General features: G+C 69.9%; 15 protein-coding genes. 1 reads left to right on the forward strand and 14 read right to left on the reverse strand.

The features are described from left to right. Nucleotides 1-147: 147 nt before the first annotated feature. The 10 genes from Q3Y56_RS32565 to Q3Y56_RS32610 all read right to left on the reverse strand — a co-directional run bounded on the left by Q3Y56_RS32565 (nt 148) and on the right by Q3Y56_RS32610 (nt 9376). Nucleotides 148-1104: a JmjC domain-containing protein gene (locus Q3Y56_RS32565; protein ID WP_304465310.1), complete on the reverse strand. Its 957-nt coding sequence runs from the start codon at nt 1102-1104 to the stop codon at nt 148-150. Then, nucleotides 1082-2365 (reverse strand): MFS transporter, encoded by a 1284-nt coding sequence (locus Q3Y56_RS32570; RefSeq protein WP_304465311.1) that lies wholly within the window; start codon nt 2363-2365, stop codon nt 1082-1084. The genes Q3Y56_RS32565 and Q3Y56_RS32570 overlap by 23 nt, the downstream gene beginning before the upstream one ends. A gap of 2 nt (nt 2366-2367) precedes the next feature. Next, nucleotides 2368-3501 (reverse strand): hypothetical protein, encoded by a 1134-nt coding sequence (locus tag Q3Y56_RS32575; RefSeq protein WP_304465312.1) that lies wholly within the window; start codon nt 3499-3501, stop codon nt 2368-2370. A 92-nt stretch (nt 3502-3593) separates the two neighbouring features. Beyond that, nucleotides 3594-3758, reverse strand: a complete 165-nt coding sequence (locus Q3Y56_RS32580) for a hypothetical protein (RefSeq protein ID WP_304465313.1) — start codon at nt 3756-3758, stop codon at nt 3594-3596. Nucleotides 3759-3911: 153 nt separating this feature from the next. Next, nucleotides 3912-4745, reverse strand: coding sequence for a class II fructose-bisphosphate aldolase (locus Q3Y56_RS32585; RefSeq protein ID WP_304465314.1), 834 nt, complete (start codon nt 4743-4745; stop codon nt 3912-3914). Nucleotides 4746-4896: 151 nt separating this feature from the next. Then, entirely contained in the window at nt 4897-5142 is a 246-nt protein-coding gene (locus Q3Y56_RS32590) for an acyl carrier protein (protein ID WP_304465315.1), read from the reverse strand. After that, nucleotides 5139-6110, reverse strand: coding sequence for an LLM class F420-dependent oxidoreductase (locus Q3Y56_RS32595; protein ID WP_304465316.1), 972 nt, complete (start codon nt 6108-6110; stop codon nt 5139-5141). The genes Q3Y56_RS32590 and Q3Y56_RS32595 overlap by 4 nt, the downstream gene beginning before the upstream one ends. Continuing rightward, nucleotides 6107-6382: a PqqD family protein gene (locus tag Q3Y56_RS32600; RefSeq protein WP_304465317.1), complete on the reverse strand. Its 276-nt coding sequence runs from the start codon at nt 6380-6382 to the stop codon at nt 6107-6109. Before Q3Y56_RS32600 ends, Q3Y56_RS32595 begins: the two co-directional genes overlap by 4 nt. Then, on the reverse strand, nt 6379-8733 hold the full coding sequence (locus Q3Y56_RS32605) for a beta-ketoacyl synthase N-terminal-like domain-containing protein (RefSeq protein WP_304465318.1): 2355 nt from the start codon (nt 8731-8733) through the stop codon (nt 6379-6381). The genes Q3Y56_RS32600 and Q3Y56_RS32605 overlap by 4 nt, the downstream gene beginning before the upstream one ends. A 31-nt stretch (nt 8734-8764) precedes the next feature. Next, complete coding sequence (locus Q3Y56_RS32610; RefSeq protein WP_304465897.1) at nt 8765-9376, reverse strand: leucyl/phenylalanyl-tRNA--protein transferase; 612 nt, start codon at nt 9374-9376, stop codon at nt 8765-8767. A 206-nt stretch (nt 9377-9582) separates the two neighbouring features. Here Q3Y56_RS32610 and Q3Y56_RS32615 point away from each other — a divergent pair, with 206 nt between their 5' ends. After that, nucleotides 9583-9855 carry a hypothetical protein gene (locus Q3Y56_RS32615; RefSeq protein ID WP_304465319.1) on the forward strand — a complete coding sequence of 91 codons (273 nt, stop codon included), beginning with the start codon at nt 9583-9585 and terminating at the stop codon, nt 9853-9855. Nucleotides 9856-10404: 549 nt separating this feature from the next. On the opposite strand, the gene Q3Y56_RS32620 is transcribed toward Q3Y56_RS32615, so the two are convergent. The 4 genes from Q3Y56_RS32620 to Q3Y56_RS32635 form a co-directional block, all read right to left on the reverse strand. Next, a complete protein-coding gene (locus Q3Y56_RS32620) occupies nt 10405-12012 on the reverse strand; it encodes a non-ribosomal peptide synthetase (RefSeq protein WP_304465320.1) in 1608 nt (535 codons plus the stop codon). A gap of 64 nt (nt 12013-12076) precedes the next feature. Next, a complete protein-coding gene (locus Q3Y56_RS32625) occupies nt 12077-12826 on the reverse strand; it encodes a thioesterase II family protein (protein ID WP_304465321.1) in 750 nt (249 codons plus the stop codon). After that, the gene (locus Q3Y56_RS32630; protein WP_369696875.1) at nt 12823-14262 is read right to left on the reverse strand and encodes an MFS transporter; all 1440 of its coding nucleotides are present in this window, start codon (nt 14260-14262) and stop codon (nt 12823-12825) included. The genes Q3Y56_RS32625 and Q3Y56_RS32630 overlap by 4 nt, the downstream gene beginning before the upstream one ends. A gap of 109 nt (nt 14263-14371) precedes the next feature. Continuing rightward, nucleotides 14372-14737: a transposase gene (locus tag Q3Y56_RS32635; RefSeq protein ID WP_304465323.1), complete on the reverse strand. Its 366-nt coding sequence runs from the start codon at nt 14735-14737 to the stop codon at nt 14372-14374. Between the last annotated feature and the right edge of the window lie 378 nt (nt 14738-15115).

Consider the following 15115-nt stretch of genomic DNA (forward strand, 5'->3'; position numbering starts at 1 on the left):
GGCCGGGGTGCAGACAGGAGGGCTCATGCCCGTCCTCAAGGCATGGCTTGAGATGTCGGAAGACCGCCCTTTGGTGACTTCGGACCAAGCTCATGGTGCCCGTTGGAGTGATCCCGACCCGGATCGCTTCGTCCCGGCCGGTCCCCATCACGCGTCACCTGGCTTCGACTCCACTTTCAGAACCTCGGCCAGCGAGGTCGGTTCCGACCTCGCAAGTTCCTCTTCGCGTGCCTGCAGTCGCCGCAGAATCAGCGCCGATATCATCTCGTCGCCCAGATCATCCAGCGCGCGATTCACATCTTCCCGGACCGATCGCCAGAGTTCTCGCGATGCGCCGCTCACCGCCTCGGCCCTGCCCGGCAGACGGGCCCGCATGGATTCGGTCCGCTCGGCCACCAGATCCAGTACGTCATGCAGGACATCGACCCAGTGGTCCTCCACTCCGTCGGAGAACGTGATGTGAACGGACCCGTCTTCGCCCGTGATTCCCTCGTGGTAGTAGCCGCGCGGGAGGTAGAGGCAGTCGCCGGGGTGGAGGGTTATCTCGTGAGCCAGTGGGGTTTCCGGCTTGTCGCCCGGCTTCGAGCGCCTGATGGGCCATGTCTTGGGCGGTTCGTGAAGTCGCCACGTCTTGGAGCCGGCCAACTGCCGTATGAAGACGCTCGCCATGTCGTAATGGACCGGCGCACCCTGCGCGTGGGGCGGGGTCAGGAAGGCATTGGCGGCGACGGGGCAGCCGACGTCGTCAGCCAGGTCCGCGCAGAATGACGCGACTTCGGGGCAGTAGGTGGACATCGCCTGAAAGACGAGCGTCGCTCCTGCCCGCATCTCGGACACCACGTACTGCGGATCTGCGAGCCCGGACAGCACCCTGCGTTCGTCGGCTCCGCCCTTGGCCTTGGCGGCGTCCCGGACTCCTATGTCCTCGCCCTTGCGCCAAAGCCTGATATAGGGGGCGCGCAGTCCTCGGTCAAAGAGGAGCTGCTGTGCGATCTCCGTCGAGAAGACACGGTCCAGCTTGCCCAGATTCCGGCTGACGTGCGGCTTCCTGTCCCGAAGAGATGCCAGCATGGATGGATCATCAAGAACTTCTTCCAGCGCCATCTGCTACCTCCGAATTCTCGATATCTGACCGTTCATCCTGATGGAAATCGCGTACCCCGGGCACAGTCAGCACCAGGGCTGAGGCGGTGAGTTGCACGACCGCGGCGACGACGAGCACCGTCGTGCGGCCCAGTGCGTCTGCCAGCGGCCCGACGCAAGCGAGGCCGAGCGGCAGCAAGGCGAGGCTGCACAACCAGTCGACCGAGGTCACCCGGCCGAGAAGCGACGCGGGGAACTGGCGTTGCAGTGCGGTCTGCAAAAGGATGTTGAAGGGCATCATCGCGAGTCCCGCGATCATGTATCCGCCCATCACCCACCACACGGAGAACGGGGTGAGGAGGACAAGGGGAACGGCGACGAAGAGCGCGTTGAAGACGATCGCACTTATTCCGGGACGCCGCAACGGAATTCGCCCGACGACGATCGTGCCGATGAATCCGCTGAGGCTGAACATGGCGATCACCAGGCCGTAGGCCGAGGGGCCGGTGAATTCCTCCTGAGTGATGACGGGCAGCAGCACCATGTGCGGCGCGACGACGAACATGGTCTGCACCGCGGTCATGAGGAGAACGGCCGACGTCCACCGAACGCGGCGTACCGCCGACAGCCCTTCGTGGGTCTCCCGGATGATGGAGGAACGGGTCGCCGACTTTTCCCTCGGCGGTTCGGTCACCGCGAGGACGCACACCAGACTCACCGCGAATGTCGCCGCGTTGACGGCGAAGGCCCACCGGGTACCGGCGGTGGCCACCAGGAGCCCGCCGAGCGCCGGTCCCACCACGGCTGCGGCGCTCTCCATGCCGCCTCGCCACGCATTCGCGCTGAGCAGCCGCTCGTCGGGGACGAGTGAGGGCACAAGCCCGCCATAGGCGGGGCGGAAGAATGCCTCACCGCTGCCCACCAGGAAGGTCATGACGGCCAGCGGAAGTGTTCCGGTGTCGAACGTTCCCAGCACCACCGCGGTGATGGCCGCAAGGCGGAATCCATCAGCGAGGATCATGGCTCTTCGCCGGGGCACACGGTCCGCCCACACACCGCCGACGAGCGCGAACAGGACCGTGGCGAGCATGCGGGCGCCGATCACCAGGCCGACATCGCCGGCATCGCCGCCGTTCTCGATCACCCGGAGAGACACGGCTACGTTGAACAGCTGGTCTCCCACCGCGCTGACTGCCTGCCCGGCCCAGAGATACCGGAAGTCGCGCAGTCCCATGGCGCTGTCGGCCAGGCGCCCGGTGAACAAGGTGTTCCGGTCAGGCATGCTCAGCCGATCGGAGTCGCCGACGCAGGATCGGTCAACTCCCCGTAGCCGAACCCGCAGCAGTCGCCCGTGATGTCCTCGTCCCGCACCAACTCGGGGTGCTCGTCACCGGTCAGCCGAAGGTTGTCCAGATCGATGGGTTCGGACTCGTCGTCGACAAAGAGCTCCGCGCCATCGGTGATGAGGTCGAGATGCACTTTCTCCTCGTAGCCGACCACGGAACGGTCCTGGTTGTGCTGTCCGAATCCGATGTGTACTCCGACGCGCCGTTCATTGATGTGCGAGTTGGCCGGGATGAACCGGTCGATGCCCGCATTCGTTCCGAATCCCAGCTCACCCACCCGGGTGCCGTGCGGCTGCTTGAAGCACAGCTCCACCAGCTGACGGACGTCGTCATCGGCGCCCGTGAAGCCCGTGGCGCGCCCGTCTGTGATGTCGACCGTCAGCGGGTGAGCCGCCAGCCGGGTGTCGATCCGGGTGATGACGTTGCAATTGAGCGCTCCGTCCGCCACCAGGCGGCCGTCGATCCTGGCGGGATACGTGGCGATCTCCCCTGCCGGGAGAATGGTGAAGCCGCCCGGCCGCCACACGCCGCGATTGCTGATCCAGTCGAATCGATCGGAGTCGAGGCGGATGCGGAGGTCGGTGCCGCCTCGGCTGCGGACCCTGACGCTGCGTGCCGTGGTCAGTCGCGTCAGTAGTGCGGCATTCCGGGCACTGAGTTCGTCCGGTCCGAGGTTGAGGGCCTTCTCGAAGAAATCTCGCGACGCACTGATGATGCGTACCACCATGCATCGGTCACCGCCGAACCGTTTCAGCACGTGGAGGAGCGGCGCGAAGTGAGACATTGTGTCTCTTTCGAGGGTGAAGATGACGAGCCGGCCGGTGAAAGAGTCGGCGTCCGGTACGGCGGAATTCAGCCGCTCGGCGAACTCGTAGTCCACGAGTGGCCGCATGCCTACGACCTGTGTGCTGAGTTTTCGCTGCTTCAGGCCGGCCACCAGCCAGGCGGCTGCCTCCCGGCTGTCCGGGGAGAAGGCGACGACGCAGTGGTCGCGGTCGGAGATGCCGACGTACCGGTCGAGGAGTGCATCGACTCCATCCCGCAGTTCGCGGCTGGACTGCACAACGGTCAAGACGTGCTCCCCCTGGCCTTTGGTCGTGTCCGCGGGAGTTCCAGCCGCGGTATCCGGTGCGACTGGAACTCCCAAGGACCCTGCCGGAACAATCAGGTTGCTACGAACCACGCCATGAGGGGGCCCTCTTCGCCACTCCCCACGGGCTCGAGGATCTGGTCCGATTCGGCCGCGGAAAGTTCCCGCAGCGCGTCCTCGACCAGCGATTCGTAGGTGGTTGCTTCAGCGGTGCCGGTTGTTGAGACGGGACTTTGCATCGTGACTCCTCTCAGCCAACAGCCTTCGCGTGATGCTATGCAGCATGTTCGCTTAGGGTCAACACGTCTTCCCGTTCAACTATCGTTTGTTTTACCTCACTTGGGGAATGCGCCGCGTCGGCTGCGCGCCTACCGCCCGAGAGGGCGGGTTTGTCAGGAACCGAGGGAGGTGAGCAGCCGTGCCACTTCCTCCGTGACCGCTTCGCGCGCGGGCTTGAAGCACGCACGCGAGTCCGTGAGAGCGGAATCCGCCTCCAGCATGTCCCGGACGACGCCCGTGAAGACCGTGGTCAGGCGCGAGGAAATATTGATCTTCGTCATGCCCGCGGCGACCACCCGGGCGAGTTCGTCGTCGGCCACACCCGATGAACCGTGCAGCACCAGCGGCACCGGCAGTGCCTTGCTCAGCGCCGTGACCAGCTCCTTGTCCAGCACTGCGGTCCGCTCGCGCATACGGTGTGAGGAGCCGACCGCGACGGCCAGGGCGTCCACCCCCGTCGCCCGGACGAACGCCAGGGCCTCGTCCGGATCGGTCCGGACGCCGAAGGCGTGCGCGCCGCCCTTGCCGCCCACCTTGCCGAGTTCGGCCTCGACGAAGACGTCGCGCTCGTGGCACCAGGCGGTCATCTCCGCCGTGGCGCGCACGTTCTCCTCGTACGGCAGGTCGGAGTGGTCCACCATGACCGACCGCACCCCCGCCTCGACACCCGTACGGATGGCGTCCGGATCGGTCAGGTGGTCGAGGTGGACGGAGAGATCCGCTCCGGAGCCCTCGGCCAGGGCGAGCGTCGCGCGGAGCAGCGGCAGCATGCTGCCGTGGTAGTCGATGCAGTTCTTGCTGATCTGCAGGATCAGGGGGATTCCGGTCCGCTCGGCGGCGGCGACGATGGCCTCGCCCGTCTCCAGGTGGATGACGTTGAAGGCCAGCGCACTGACGCCGGCCGAGCGTGCTGCGTCGACGATCGACGCGGTGGGGACCAGCGGCATGATCGGGATTCCTTTGCTCTTCGGACGCGCCGCCGCGGGTGCGGTCGGCGGGACGCCAGGGGGCGCAGCCGACGCCCCGGGGCCGGTCCGGTGTTCCGTGGCCGGGCCGTGGCGGGGCCGGTCCGGCGAGGCGCCGGACCGGCCCCGGTGGTCAGCCGGCGGCCGGCGGGTGCGTGGCGGCCAGATGGGCCGCCAGGTCCCTGACCGTCGGGTGGGAGAACACGTCGACCGCCCGCACCCCCGGCCACTGCCCGCGCAGATCCGAGACGACGCGGACCACCATCTTCGAGTCCACGCCCAGGTCGAAGAAGCCCGTCTCCCAGTCGATCGCGGGCACGTCCAGGGCCTCGGCGAAGGCGTGCGCGATGGTCTCGCACGCGGTTTCCATGACGGTCATGCCATCGCCTCCGAGAGCACCTTGCCGGCCTGGGCCACACGGTCCAGATCGCCGGCGTCGTCCATGTTCACGATCACGCCGTCGATGCCGCAGGCGCGGTACTCCCGGACCCGTTCGGCCACTTCGGAGGGGGTGCCGCACAGGGCGATGGCGCGCACCGCCGAAGGGCGGATGCCGTGCAGCTTGCCCAGCGCCTCCATACCGCGCTGCAACTCCGCCTCGGAGTCCGCGATGATCGCCGTGCCCAGCCAGGTCTTGGTGATCGTGTCGGGATCACGGCCCGCGGCCTCGCACGCCCGGTTCAGCACGTCGATCTTGTGGCGCACGGTCGCCGGGCCGCCGAAGAAGTTACAGCCGTCGGCCAGTTTGGCGATCATGGGGATGGTGGTCTTCTCGCCACTGCCGCCGATCAGGATCGGCGGGCCGCCGGGGGTGATCGGCTGCGGCACGTTCAGCGCACCCTCGATGCGGTACTGCTTGCCGTGGAAGGACGGCGCGTGCTCGGTGAACATCGCCCGGCAGATCCTCACCGCCTCCCGCAGCTCGCGCATCCGCTGCCCCAGCTCGGGGAACGGCATGCCGTACGCCTCGTACTCCTCGCCGTGCCAGCCGGCGCCCAGGCCGACCACCGCCCGCCCTTTGCTGATCACGTCGATGTTCGTGATCATCTTCGCCAGCAGGGCCGGGTTGCGGAACCCGACGGCGGAGACCAGGACGCCCAGCTTGGCCTTTGAGGTCAGCGCCGCCAGGCCCGCGAGGGTGGTGTACGCCTCCAGCATGGGGTCGGCCGCCTCGCCCACGCTGGAGATCTGGTGCAGGTGGTCCATCGCCCAGATGCTGTCGAAGCCCGCCTCCTCGGCCGTCTGCGCCACCGCGACGACGTGGTCGAACAGCCGGCTGTCCGGCACCTGGGGGAAGGCGTAACTTGCGAACTGGAAGCCGACGCGCGTGAACGGTGTTCCGCTCACGCCCGCTCCAGCAGCCGGAGGTCCAGCAACTGGCCGACGAATGCCTCCACCGGCGCGCGGACCTCGTCCACCGGCTTGGCGGTGACCTCGGCCACCCGCTCGACGACCTCGCGCACCGAGCGGCGGCCGTCGAGCTGGCGCCACACGTCCCGGGCCTGGGTGTCGAACATGTAGCGCCCGATCAGGGTCTCTACCAGCAGGCCGTCGTCCTCACCCCGGCGCACGGTGACGTCGAGGGCACGGACGAGCACCTCGTCCATCAGGGTTGTCATGCGTCTGCTCCTGTCAGCTGGTGGTTCTCGACGAATTCCGTCATCGCCGCGATGGTCGGGGTCTGGAAGGGCAGGTCGAGCGGCAGCGAGAGCCGCAGCTCCTCGTTGATCCGCGCGCCGATCTCCACCGCGGAGAGGGAGTCGCCGCCCAGTTCGAAGAAGTCCGCATCGGGGCCGACCGTCTCCAGGCCCAGCACCTCGGCCCACGCGGTCGCCACCACCTCGGCGATGGTCGCCGAGGACGGGCCGGCCGGTGCGGTGGCCCCGTCCTCCTGCCGCGGCTGCGGGGCCGCCTTCTCCAGCCAATGGCGCTGGGCGGCGAACGGGTAGGTGGGCAGCGACACCACGCGGCGCGCCTCGGACCCGTAGTACCCGGCCCAGTCGATCGCCGTGCCGCGGGCCCAGGCATGGGCGACCGCGTCGGCGACCCGGTGTTCGGGCCCCAGCACGAAGCAGTCCGGGGCGAGCAGCGCCTTCGGCGCCTCGGGTGCGTCCGCACCGGCACGCAGAGCCCGGCCCAGCTCCTCTGCGGGGCCACCGGCCAGCAGCCAGTCCACGGCGGGAGTCGCGAACCGCGGGGCGTCGACGCGGGCCAGGCTCACCCCGGCCAACTGCAGGGCGCGCAGCGAGACGACCACGGCGAAGGCGCCCGCCGCGGGCGCGGGCAGGGTGTCGAACACCGCCTCCCCGGCCTCGGCGCCGAGCAGGGCCGCGTACTCGGCCAGCGCCGCACCGGCCAGCGGTTCGGCCGCCGCCTCGCGCCGCGCCATGGCGACGAGCTCCGCCGGGCCGCCCTCGACCGCGAGCGACACGCGCGTGCTGCGGCCGGTCGCCAGGTGCGGCGCGCGCAGCGCCGCCACCAGGTCCTCGGTGCCGGCGTACGAGCCCGCCCAGCGGGCGGCGTGCGGCGGCCGGGCCACGGCCAGGGTGTAGGCGGTGTCGGCGAACTCCTGCGCCGACAGCGGATCGGCGGCCTCCAGCCGGTCGGCCAGCCGGGCCTTGACACGGGCCAGGTCGGCGTCGTTGCGTGCGGAGAGCACCACGGCCTGCCGGTCCCGGCGGACCGGGTCGGCGCCCGCCTCCTGCGCATCGGCCACGATCACATGGGCGTTGGTGCCGCCCAGGCCGAACGAGCTGACGCCCGCGATGCGCGCGGTGTCCCGCTCGGGCCAGGGCGTGGCGCCGGTGTTCACGTAGAGGGTGGTGCCGTCGAACTCGATCGCCGGGTTCGGCTCGGTGAAGTGGAGGCTGGCCGGGATCACCCCGTGCCGGACGGCGAGGGTGGCCTTGATCAGCCCGGCCACGCCGGCCGCGGCGTCCGTGTGCCCGATGTTCGTCTTCACCGAACCGAGGGCGACGGCGCCGGCGCCCCGGTCGTCGGAGGCGAACACCCGGCTCAGGGCCTCGATTTCGATCGGGTCGCCCAGCGGGGTCGCGGTGCCGTGCGCCTCGACGTACGAGATCTCACGCGGGTGCACGCCCGCTCGCCGCATCGCGGCGCGCACCACGGTCTCCTGGCCTTCCACGTTGGGCACGGTGAACCCGGCCCGGGAGCCGCCGTCGTTGTTGGTGGCCCAGCCGCGGATCACGCCGTAGCGGCGGTCGCGGTCATCGCGCGCCTGGCCGTCGCGCTTGAGCACGACCACGCCCGCGCCGGAACCCGGCACGGTGCCGGAGGCCTGCTTGTCGAACGTACGGCAGTGCCCGTCCGCGGAGTTGATGCCGCCCTCGGCGTACTCGTAGCCGTCCACGTCCGGCAGCAGCAGGCTGACTCCGCCCGCGATCGCGATGTCGCAGTCGCCGGCCGCCAGGGCCTGGCAGGCCAGGGCGACCGCGGTCAGGCCGGTGGAGCAACTGGCCTGGACGGTCAGGCTGGGGCCGCGCAGGCCCAGCTTGAAGGCAATGCGCGGGGCGAGGAAGTCCTTCTCGTTGGCCAGGGACAGGCGCAGCTCGCCCAGGTTCTCCACGGCAGCGGCGTTCGGAGCGATGTGGTCGCGCAGGTAGACGTTCTCGCCGGAGCCGGCGAAGACGCCGATGACGCAGTCGTTCCGTCCGAGGTAGCCGGAGTCCTCCAGGGCGGCGGCGGCCACTTCGAGCAGCACCCGGTTCTGCGGGTCCATGGCCGCGGCCTCGGCCGGCGGGATCCGGAAGTACTCGGCGTCGAAGTTCTCGGTGCCGTCGACCTTGCCGACCGCCCGCACGTAGTCCCCGTCGGCCGGGCCGTGGACGATCGACTCGACACCGGCCGCCAGGTTGGCCCAGAACGCTTCCGGGCTGTCCGCACCGGGGTAGCGGCAGGCCATTCCGATGATGGCGATCGGGGTCGCCGCTGTGATGACATCGCCAGTCACGGCTTGGGAATCCTCTTCGTTCGAACGGTCATTACTCGGGCAGGACCGGCTTGGTCAGCACGGCCGGGGCCCCTGCGCCGATGCGCTCGAAGCGCTTGGCCGCGGCACGCGCCATGACCATCGGGAACGCGTCGGCGTCGAGGGGTTCGAGCCCCTTCGAGGAGAAGCGCCCCAGGTACGCGGGCCCGTACTGGGTGTCGTAGACCGAGAACCCGGCGTCGGCGAGCGTGAGGACGGCCATCCCGGAAAGGAAGTTGCCGGCCTCGTCCGCCCGGTGGAACTTGGTCTCGCAGAAGTACACGCCACCGGCCAGGACGCCGATCTCACCGGCGATCAGGTCCTCGCCGTGCCAGACCTCGAAGGAGACGGCGAGCCCGGCCCGGTGCAGGGCCCGGTACTGCTCGGCCACGGCCGGGGTGATCCACTCGGTGTCGTTGGCTCGGGGGGCCTCGGCGCAGCCGCGCATCACCTGCTCGAAGTCCCCGTTGATCCGCCCGGTCCAGCCGCGGCGGCGCGTGCGCTTCCACACGGTGTGCGGGAAGCGGGCGTGTGCGAGGTCGAGGTAGAAGCGCGGCTCGGGGACCCGCCAGATGATCTCGTCGCCGACGCCCCACGGCACGTGCCCGCTGAGGTAGCCGGCCATGACGGAGTCGAGCGATGCCCAGGTCGTGCCCTGTGCGGGCTTGCCGGTGGTCACCCGAGGGCCACCTGCTCAAGGGCGGTGACGGTGTTGCGGGCCCAGTGGGCGACGCGCAGGACGCAGTCGCGCTCGGATTCACCCGGGCGGGGCCTTCGAGGACCTGCGTGCAGTAGTCCTCGACGGTCAGGCCGGACGCCGGGGTCTCCTCGATGCGGCGCAGCAGCCACTTGTCGCTGCGGCACAGGGAGCCGGCCAGGACCAGGGCGCCGTCGGCGATCCACTGGGCCGCGGTCAGGGCCGCGATGCGGGCGCTCTTGATGTCGTCGTTCTGCAGCATGCCGGCCACGTCGGTGAGCCGGTTCTCGGCGTCGATCTTCAGAGTGCGGGCCAGGGCGCGCTGGTACGAGGAGGAGGCGATCAGCCGGCTCGACTCCTCGAAGAACTCCTCGCCCTTGAGGGGCTTGGCGATCGAGAGCCGGTAGACGAAGTCCTTGACCATCGTGCCGGACTCGCAGAACTCCGGCTCCTCCTGCTCCAGGTAGGCGGCCAGCGCCTGCTGGGGCGCATCGGTCGGCCAGATCTTCAGGTCGATGCGGGAGTCGCCGTACCGGCCCATCCACGTCAGGCACGACAGTCCGCTGTCGTCGGTGCTGCGCCACATCTCCATGGTGTCGTCGACGGGCAGGTCGAGGTCCACATCGGCGAAGGCGTACGCGTCGACGTCGCTGAACGGGTTGGCCCAGCCGGCCGCGGTGGAGCCGGTCAGGCAGACCGCCTTCGCCTCGGCCAGGCTGGGGAACTGGGCGAGCAGGCCGGCGAGGGAGACGTCGGGGGCGGTCAGGTCGCTGGGCTGGTCGCACAGGACTTTGAGCGAGGGGGCAAAGGCGTTCTGGTCCGTCATAGGGCTGTCCTCCAAGGTTCCCAAGGTGGTGAAACCGGCCTGCGGGGCCGGGGCGCCGACGGCCTCGTGGCGGGCTGCCAGGGCGCGCACCCGCGGCGCCGCCCGGCGGCCGGCCGGGGCAGAAGGCCGATCAGGCGGACTTCCGCAAGGTGTCCACGGCCTGCACGAACTCGCCGAATCGCGGGTTGGCGAAGATCAGTTGCACCGGCACCTTCCGCAGCAGGGCGTCGGAGAGCTGGGAGCACATCCGGACCGCACCGATGGAGTCGCCGCCCGCGTCGAAGAAGTCGGTTCCGGCGTCCACCTCCTCGGCCGGGGTCCAGCGGATCCACGCGTCCCGTACCACGGAGGCGAGTTCGGGCCCTTCGGCGGCCTCTTCGGCGGTCGCCTCGGCCGGTGCTCCGGCGGCCGTGCCGGCGTGCTGTGCGGTGAGGGTGCTGAGCTTGGCGCCCTGGGCGTGCTCCAGGCCCGAGGTCACCTGGATGCGGTCCGGCTGCCAGGCCGGTGGCAGCACCGACTTCAGGTGGGCCGCGACGCGCTCGCGGACCTCCTCGGGAGCCTCCGCGGACTGGACGATGACCAGGAGCGCACCGGAGTGCCGGTCCAGGCGGGCGGCGGCGCCGAGGACCCCGGGGCATTCGCGGGCGACCGCCGCCAGGGACTCCCCGTTGACGGTGACCCCGCCCCGCTTCAGGCGGGTGAGGTCGGCCCGCCCGTGCAGGTAGACGTACCCGTCGGATTCGTGCGAGGCCAGGTCGCCGGTGTCGTACACGGGCCCCGGACGGCCGCCGGCCAGCGGCTGCACGCCGAGCTGGAGCCGGCCGCGCCCGTCGGCCTCCGACTCCGGAAGCAGTTCGTAGCGCATGAACGGCAGCGGACCGCCGATGGGCACGGTGTCGGGGTGGGCGGTGGCCTTGGGCAGTTCGTCGCAGTCGAAGACGAAGCAGGTCGGGGCGAGCTCCGAAGTGCCGTACGCGTTCAGCAGCTTGACGTCGGGCAGGCTCTCGCGGGCCCATTCGATGAGCGGCCGGGTGACCGGCTCGCTGCCGATGACGACCAGGCGCACCGAGGACGGCAGACCGCGCCTCGCCTTGCGCATGAAGTCGGCCACGCCCATCCAGTAGGAGCTGGGCAGGTTGACCACGGTGACCGCCTGGGCCTCCAGGAAGTCCAGGAAGGACTCCGCGGCCGGGGCGTGCTCCCACGGCGGGACCACCACGGTGCCGCCGGCCCGGAAGGTCGGGACGACCTCCTCGACGAACACGTCGAACCCGGCCGGGGCGAACTGCAGCACCCGGTCGGTGTCCGCCAGCCCGTAGACCTCGCGGATGTCGTGGAGGTAGGCCTCGAAGACCTCGCGGTCGATGGGGGCGATCTTCGGGTCCCCGGTGGTGCCGGAGGTGGCCGCCAGGTACACGGCGTCCGGCCAGGGGTCCGGTCGGCCCGCGCCGGTGGCGGCGACGGTGAACGCGCCGGCGGCGGATCCGGTCACCACGACCGCGGCCCCGGATGCCTCGCGCAGCCTGGCCCGCCGGTCGGCGGGGTCGGCCGCGGAGCCCAGCAGGGGGATGTCGCCGGCTTCCAACACCGCCAGCAGCGCGATGACCGAGGGCAGTCCGCGGTCGCATTCGAGCGCCACCACCTTGCGGCCCGTGCCGCCGGTCGCGCCGATCTCGGCGGCCAGTTCCCTCGCCCGCGCGACGACGTCGGCGTGCCGCCACTCGTAACCCGCTGTCACTCCCACTCCTCCACTCACGCACCGCGCCGAGGCGGCCGTTTCGATCGCTGGCCCGCCGGGGGCCTCACCGTCGCAGTGCCGCGCCGAGTTCCTCGGCCACGCACGCCGCGAGGCCGGTCCACGCCGGGCCGGAAAACAGATGGTCGGCTCCCGCCAGCTCGCGGATCTGCGCGTGACCGGTGGTCTGGGCGTGCCAGCCGATGATGTCGTCGAGGCCGATCTCCTCGTCGGCCGTGCCGCGGAAGACCGCCAGCGGCACGTCCTGGAGCGGGCCCTCGCGGTAGCGGTACATGGAGATCGCCTGCATGTCGGCCTCCAGGACGGGCAGGAGCAGCTGCACGATGTCCGGCTCGTCGAGCAGTTCGCGGTCCAGATAGCGCCGGGCGAGCTGCTCGCGGGAGACGAGCTCTTCGTCGGCGGCCCGGGCGGCCTGCGCGGGCGGAAGCTGCGAGGCCACGGAGAGTTGGACGACGGCGGGTCCGAGCTCCCGGGCGAGCTCGAAGGCGACCAAGGCGCCCGAGCAGTGCCCGAACAGGGCAATGCGCTCGTGCGGGAGAGTGTCGATGGCCCGCCGCACCTCCTCGATGACCTCGGCCACGTCGGTCAGGGCCGGTTCGGCCATACGGTTCTCCCGGCCCGGGAGCCGTACGCCGTACACGCCGACGTCCTCCGGGAAGGCGGACGCCCAGGTGCGGAAGACCACCGCACTGGCGCCGGCCCAGGGCAGGCAGATCAGCGCCGGGCCGTCGGCGGTGCCGGGCGCCCAGGTGACGAGGGTGGCCGGGGCGGGTCGCTGTCGAAGGTCGGTGCTCACTTCGAGTCCACCGCCGCTGCCTCTGGCGTCGCCTCTGCCTCTGTCGCTGCCTCTGCCGATCGGATCTGCCACACGCCGGGCACGAACAGGATGGCCACGGTCACCAGCACCAGCAGTCCGGCCGAGCCGAGCATGACGGTGTTGGCGCCCACGGCGGCCCCGACCGGGCCGACCAGCGCGAAGCCGATCGGCTTGAAGAGCTGGGAGCCGAAGAAGTCGAAGGAGCTGATGCGGCCGAGGGCCTCTTCGGGCACGTTCTCGTGCAGGGCCGTGTACCAGAGTGTGTCGCCGAGTTCGGAGCAGGCCCAGGCGAAGACGGCCACCGCCTGGAGTACCAGCAGCGGCGCGCCCACGGCGAACAGGGCGAAGAACAGGCCGACCGGCAGGATCAGGAACTGACCGAAGACCAAGGGCAGCTTGGGCTTCAGCTTCGTCGCGACGAGTGCGCCGAGGATGGCGCCGGCGGACGTGGCCGCGAGCAGGCCGCCCCAGGCTCCGGCGCCGCCGAGGTCCTCCTTGGCGATGCGGGCGCCCAGCACCATGAAGACGGGGAACACCGCGAGCTGGAAGAGGCCGAACGAGGAGACGATCGTCCACACCCAGGTCCGGGAGGTGAACTCCTTCCAGCCGCCCTGGAGTTCCTTCAGGACGGACTCCGACTCCTCCCGCTCGGGCTCGGTGATCCGCATGAGGGTGAAGGCGAGCGAGGCGAGAAGGAACGTTCCGGCGTCTGCGGCCATGCCCCAGCCCTCGCCGACGGTGGCCACCAGGAGGGCGCCCGCCATCGGGCCGATGACGCCCAGGCTGTTGCGCGACAGCGACAGCAGCGCGTTCGCCTTCTGCAGGTGCTCGGAGGTGACGGTCTGCGGGACCACGCTCAGCGAGGCCGGCAGGAAGAGCGCGTTGCCCAGGCCGTAGACGACCTGCAGCAGGGCGATGTTCCAGACCGCGGCCGAGTCGGCCAGGACCAGGGCGCCGGATGCCGCCTGCGCCGCGAACATCGCCAGATTGGCGCCGATCATCAGCTTGCGGCGGGACATCCGGTCGGCCCACACGCCGCCGATCAACAGCATGGCCACGGTGGGGATCTCGCGTGCCAGCAGGACCAGGGCGAGGCCTCCGGGGCCGGCCAGATCCAGCATGGCGAAAGTGAGGGCCACCAAGGAGATGCCGTCACCCAGGGACGAGACCGCCCGGGCACCGAACAGCATCAGGAAATTGCGTTGGGCCAGGGGGCCGCGTGGCGACCTCAGAGACGGTGACGGCGCAGTCAAACTTTCTTCTCCTCCCCAAAGAATCCCGGACGTCGAATTGCGTTCGGTACGGCCGGGAGGCGCCCGAGAACGATCAACATAGCCCGCGCAGTTGAGCGCCGCCACCATCAAATTAAAAGGACTCGGGAATTCCGCAAGAGGCCCATGTGAGGCACGCCACATCACCGGCGGGCTATGTCCGGTTCATCCTCTATTGACGGCGAAAGCGGCACGGAGGCCGCCAGAACCGGACATCCGACCGGATTGCCGACGGTTTTGCGGCGATTTAAAGTCATCTCATTTGGTGCGTCTGCGCCGCCTGCATGCACACCGCGTCGACCGCGCGGCGCGACCAGTCCGACTCCGTGGTGATGCCGAGTCGTTCCGCGGCGAGAAGCCGGAGATCAGCCCAAACCCCGGCCCTGGCCCACTCCGTGAAGCGCCGGTGGGCGGTGGCTCCCGAAGGGCCGAACGAGGTCGCCGGCAGCTGCTGCCACGGGCAGCCCGACGTGGTGACGAACACGATCGCCGCCAGTACCGCCCGGTCGCCGTGGCGGCGCCGACCGCCGCCCTGGTGCCGTGTCGGCGCCCCCGGTGCCACCTGCTGGAACAGCTCCCACAGTTCGTCCGGCACCAGCCGGTCGATGATCCCTGTCATGGCCGGCACCTTACCCACCGATCCAATTGAGATGACCTCCGGAGAAGGCCGTTGGCGGGTTTTAAGCGGTGGGAGGCTTTCCACTTGTTCGGGTTCTGTGCGATGGGGGTAGCAGACTGGAATTTCAGGGGCTATCTTGATCGTTCTCGAGCGCACCTCGACCGGATCTCCAGTAGTCGGGAGGTGTCGCAAGACGGGGGAGTTTGGCACTTTTTGCCTGTGCCGCAGCGGCTCCATGTCTGACATCTGCGCAGGTCAGAGTCGTTTTAGCGTGCCGTCCGGGACGGTTGCGCCCTGCGGGATGGCTGGCCTGCGCTGCCGGCAACTGCCCCGCTGTCGCCACTGGTACGGAAGTCCCTCCCGGCGTTCTTCGCACCA

It is taken from the genome of Streptomyces sp. XD-27 (assembly GCF_030553055.1).
GTDB lineage: Bacteria > Actinomycetota > Actinomycetes > Streptomycetales > Streptomycetaceae > Streptomyces.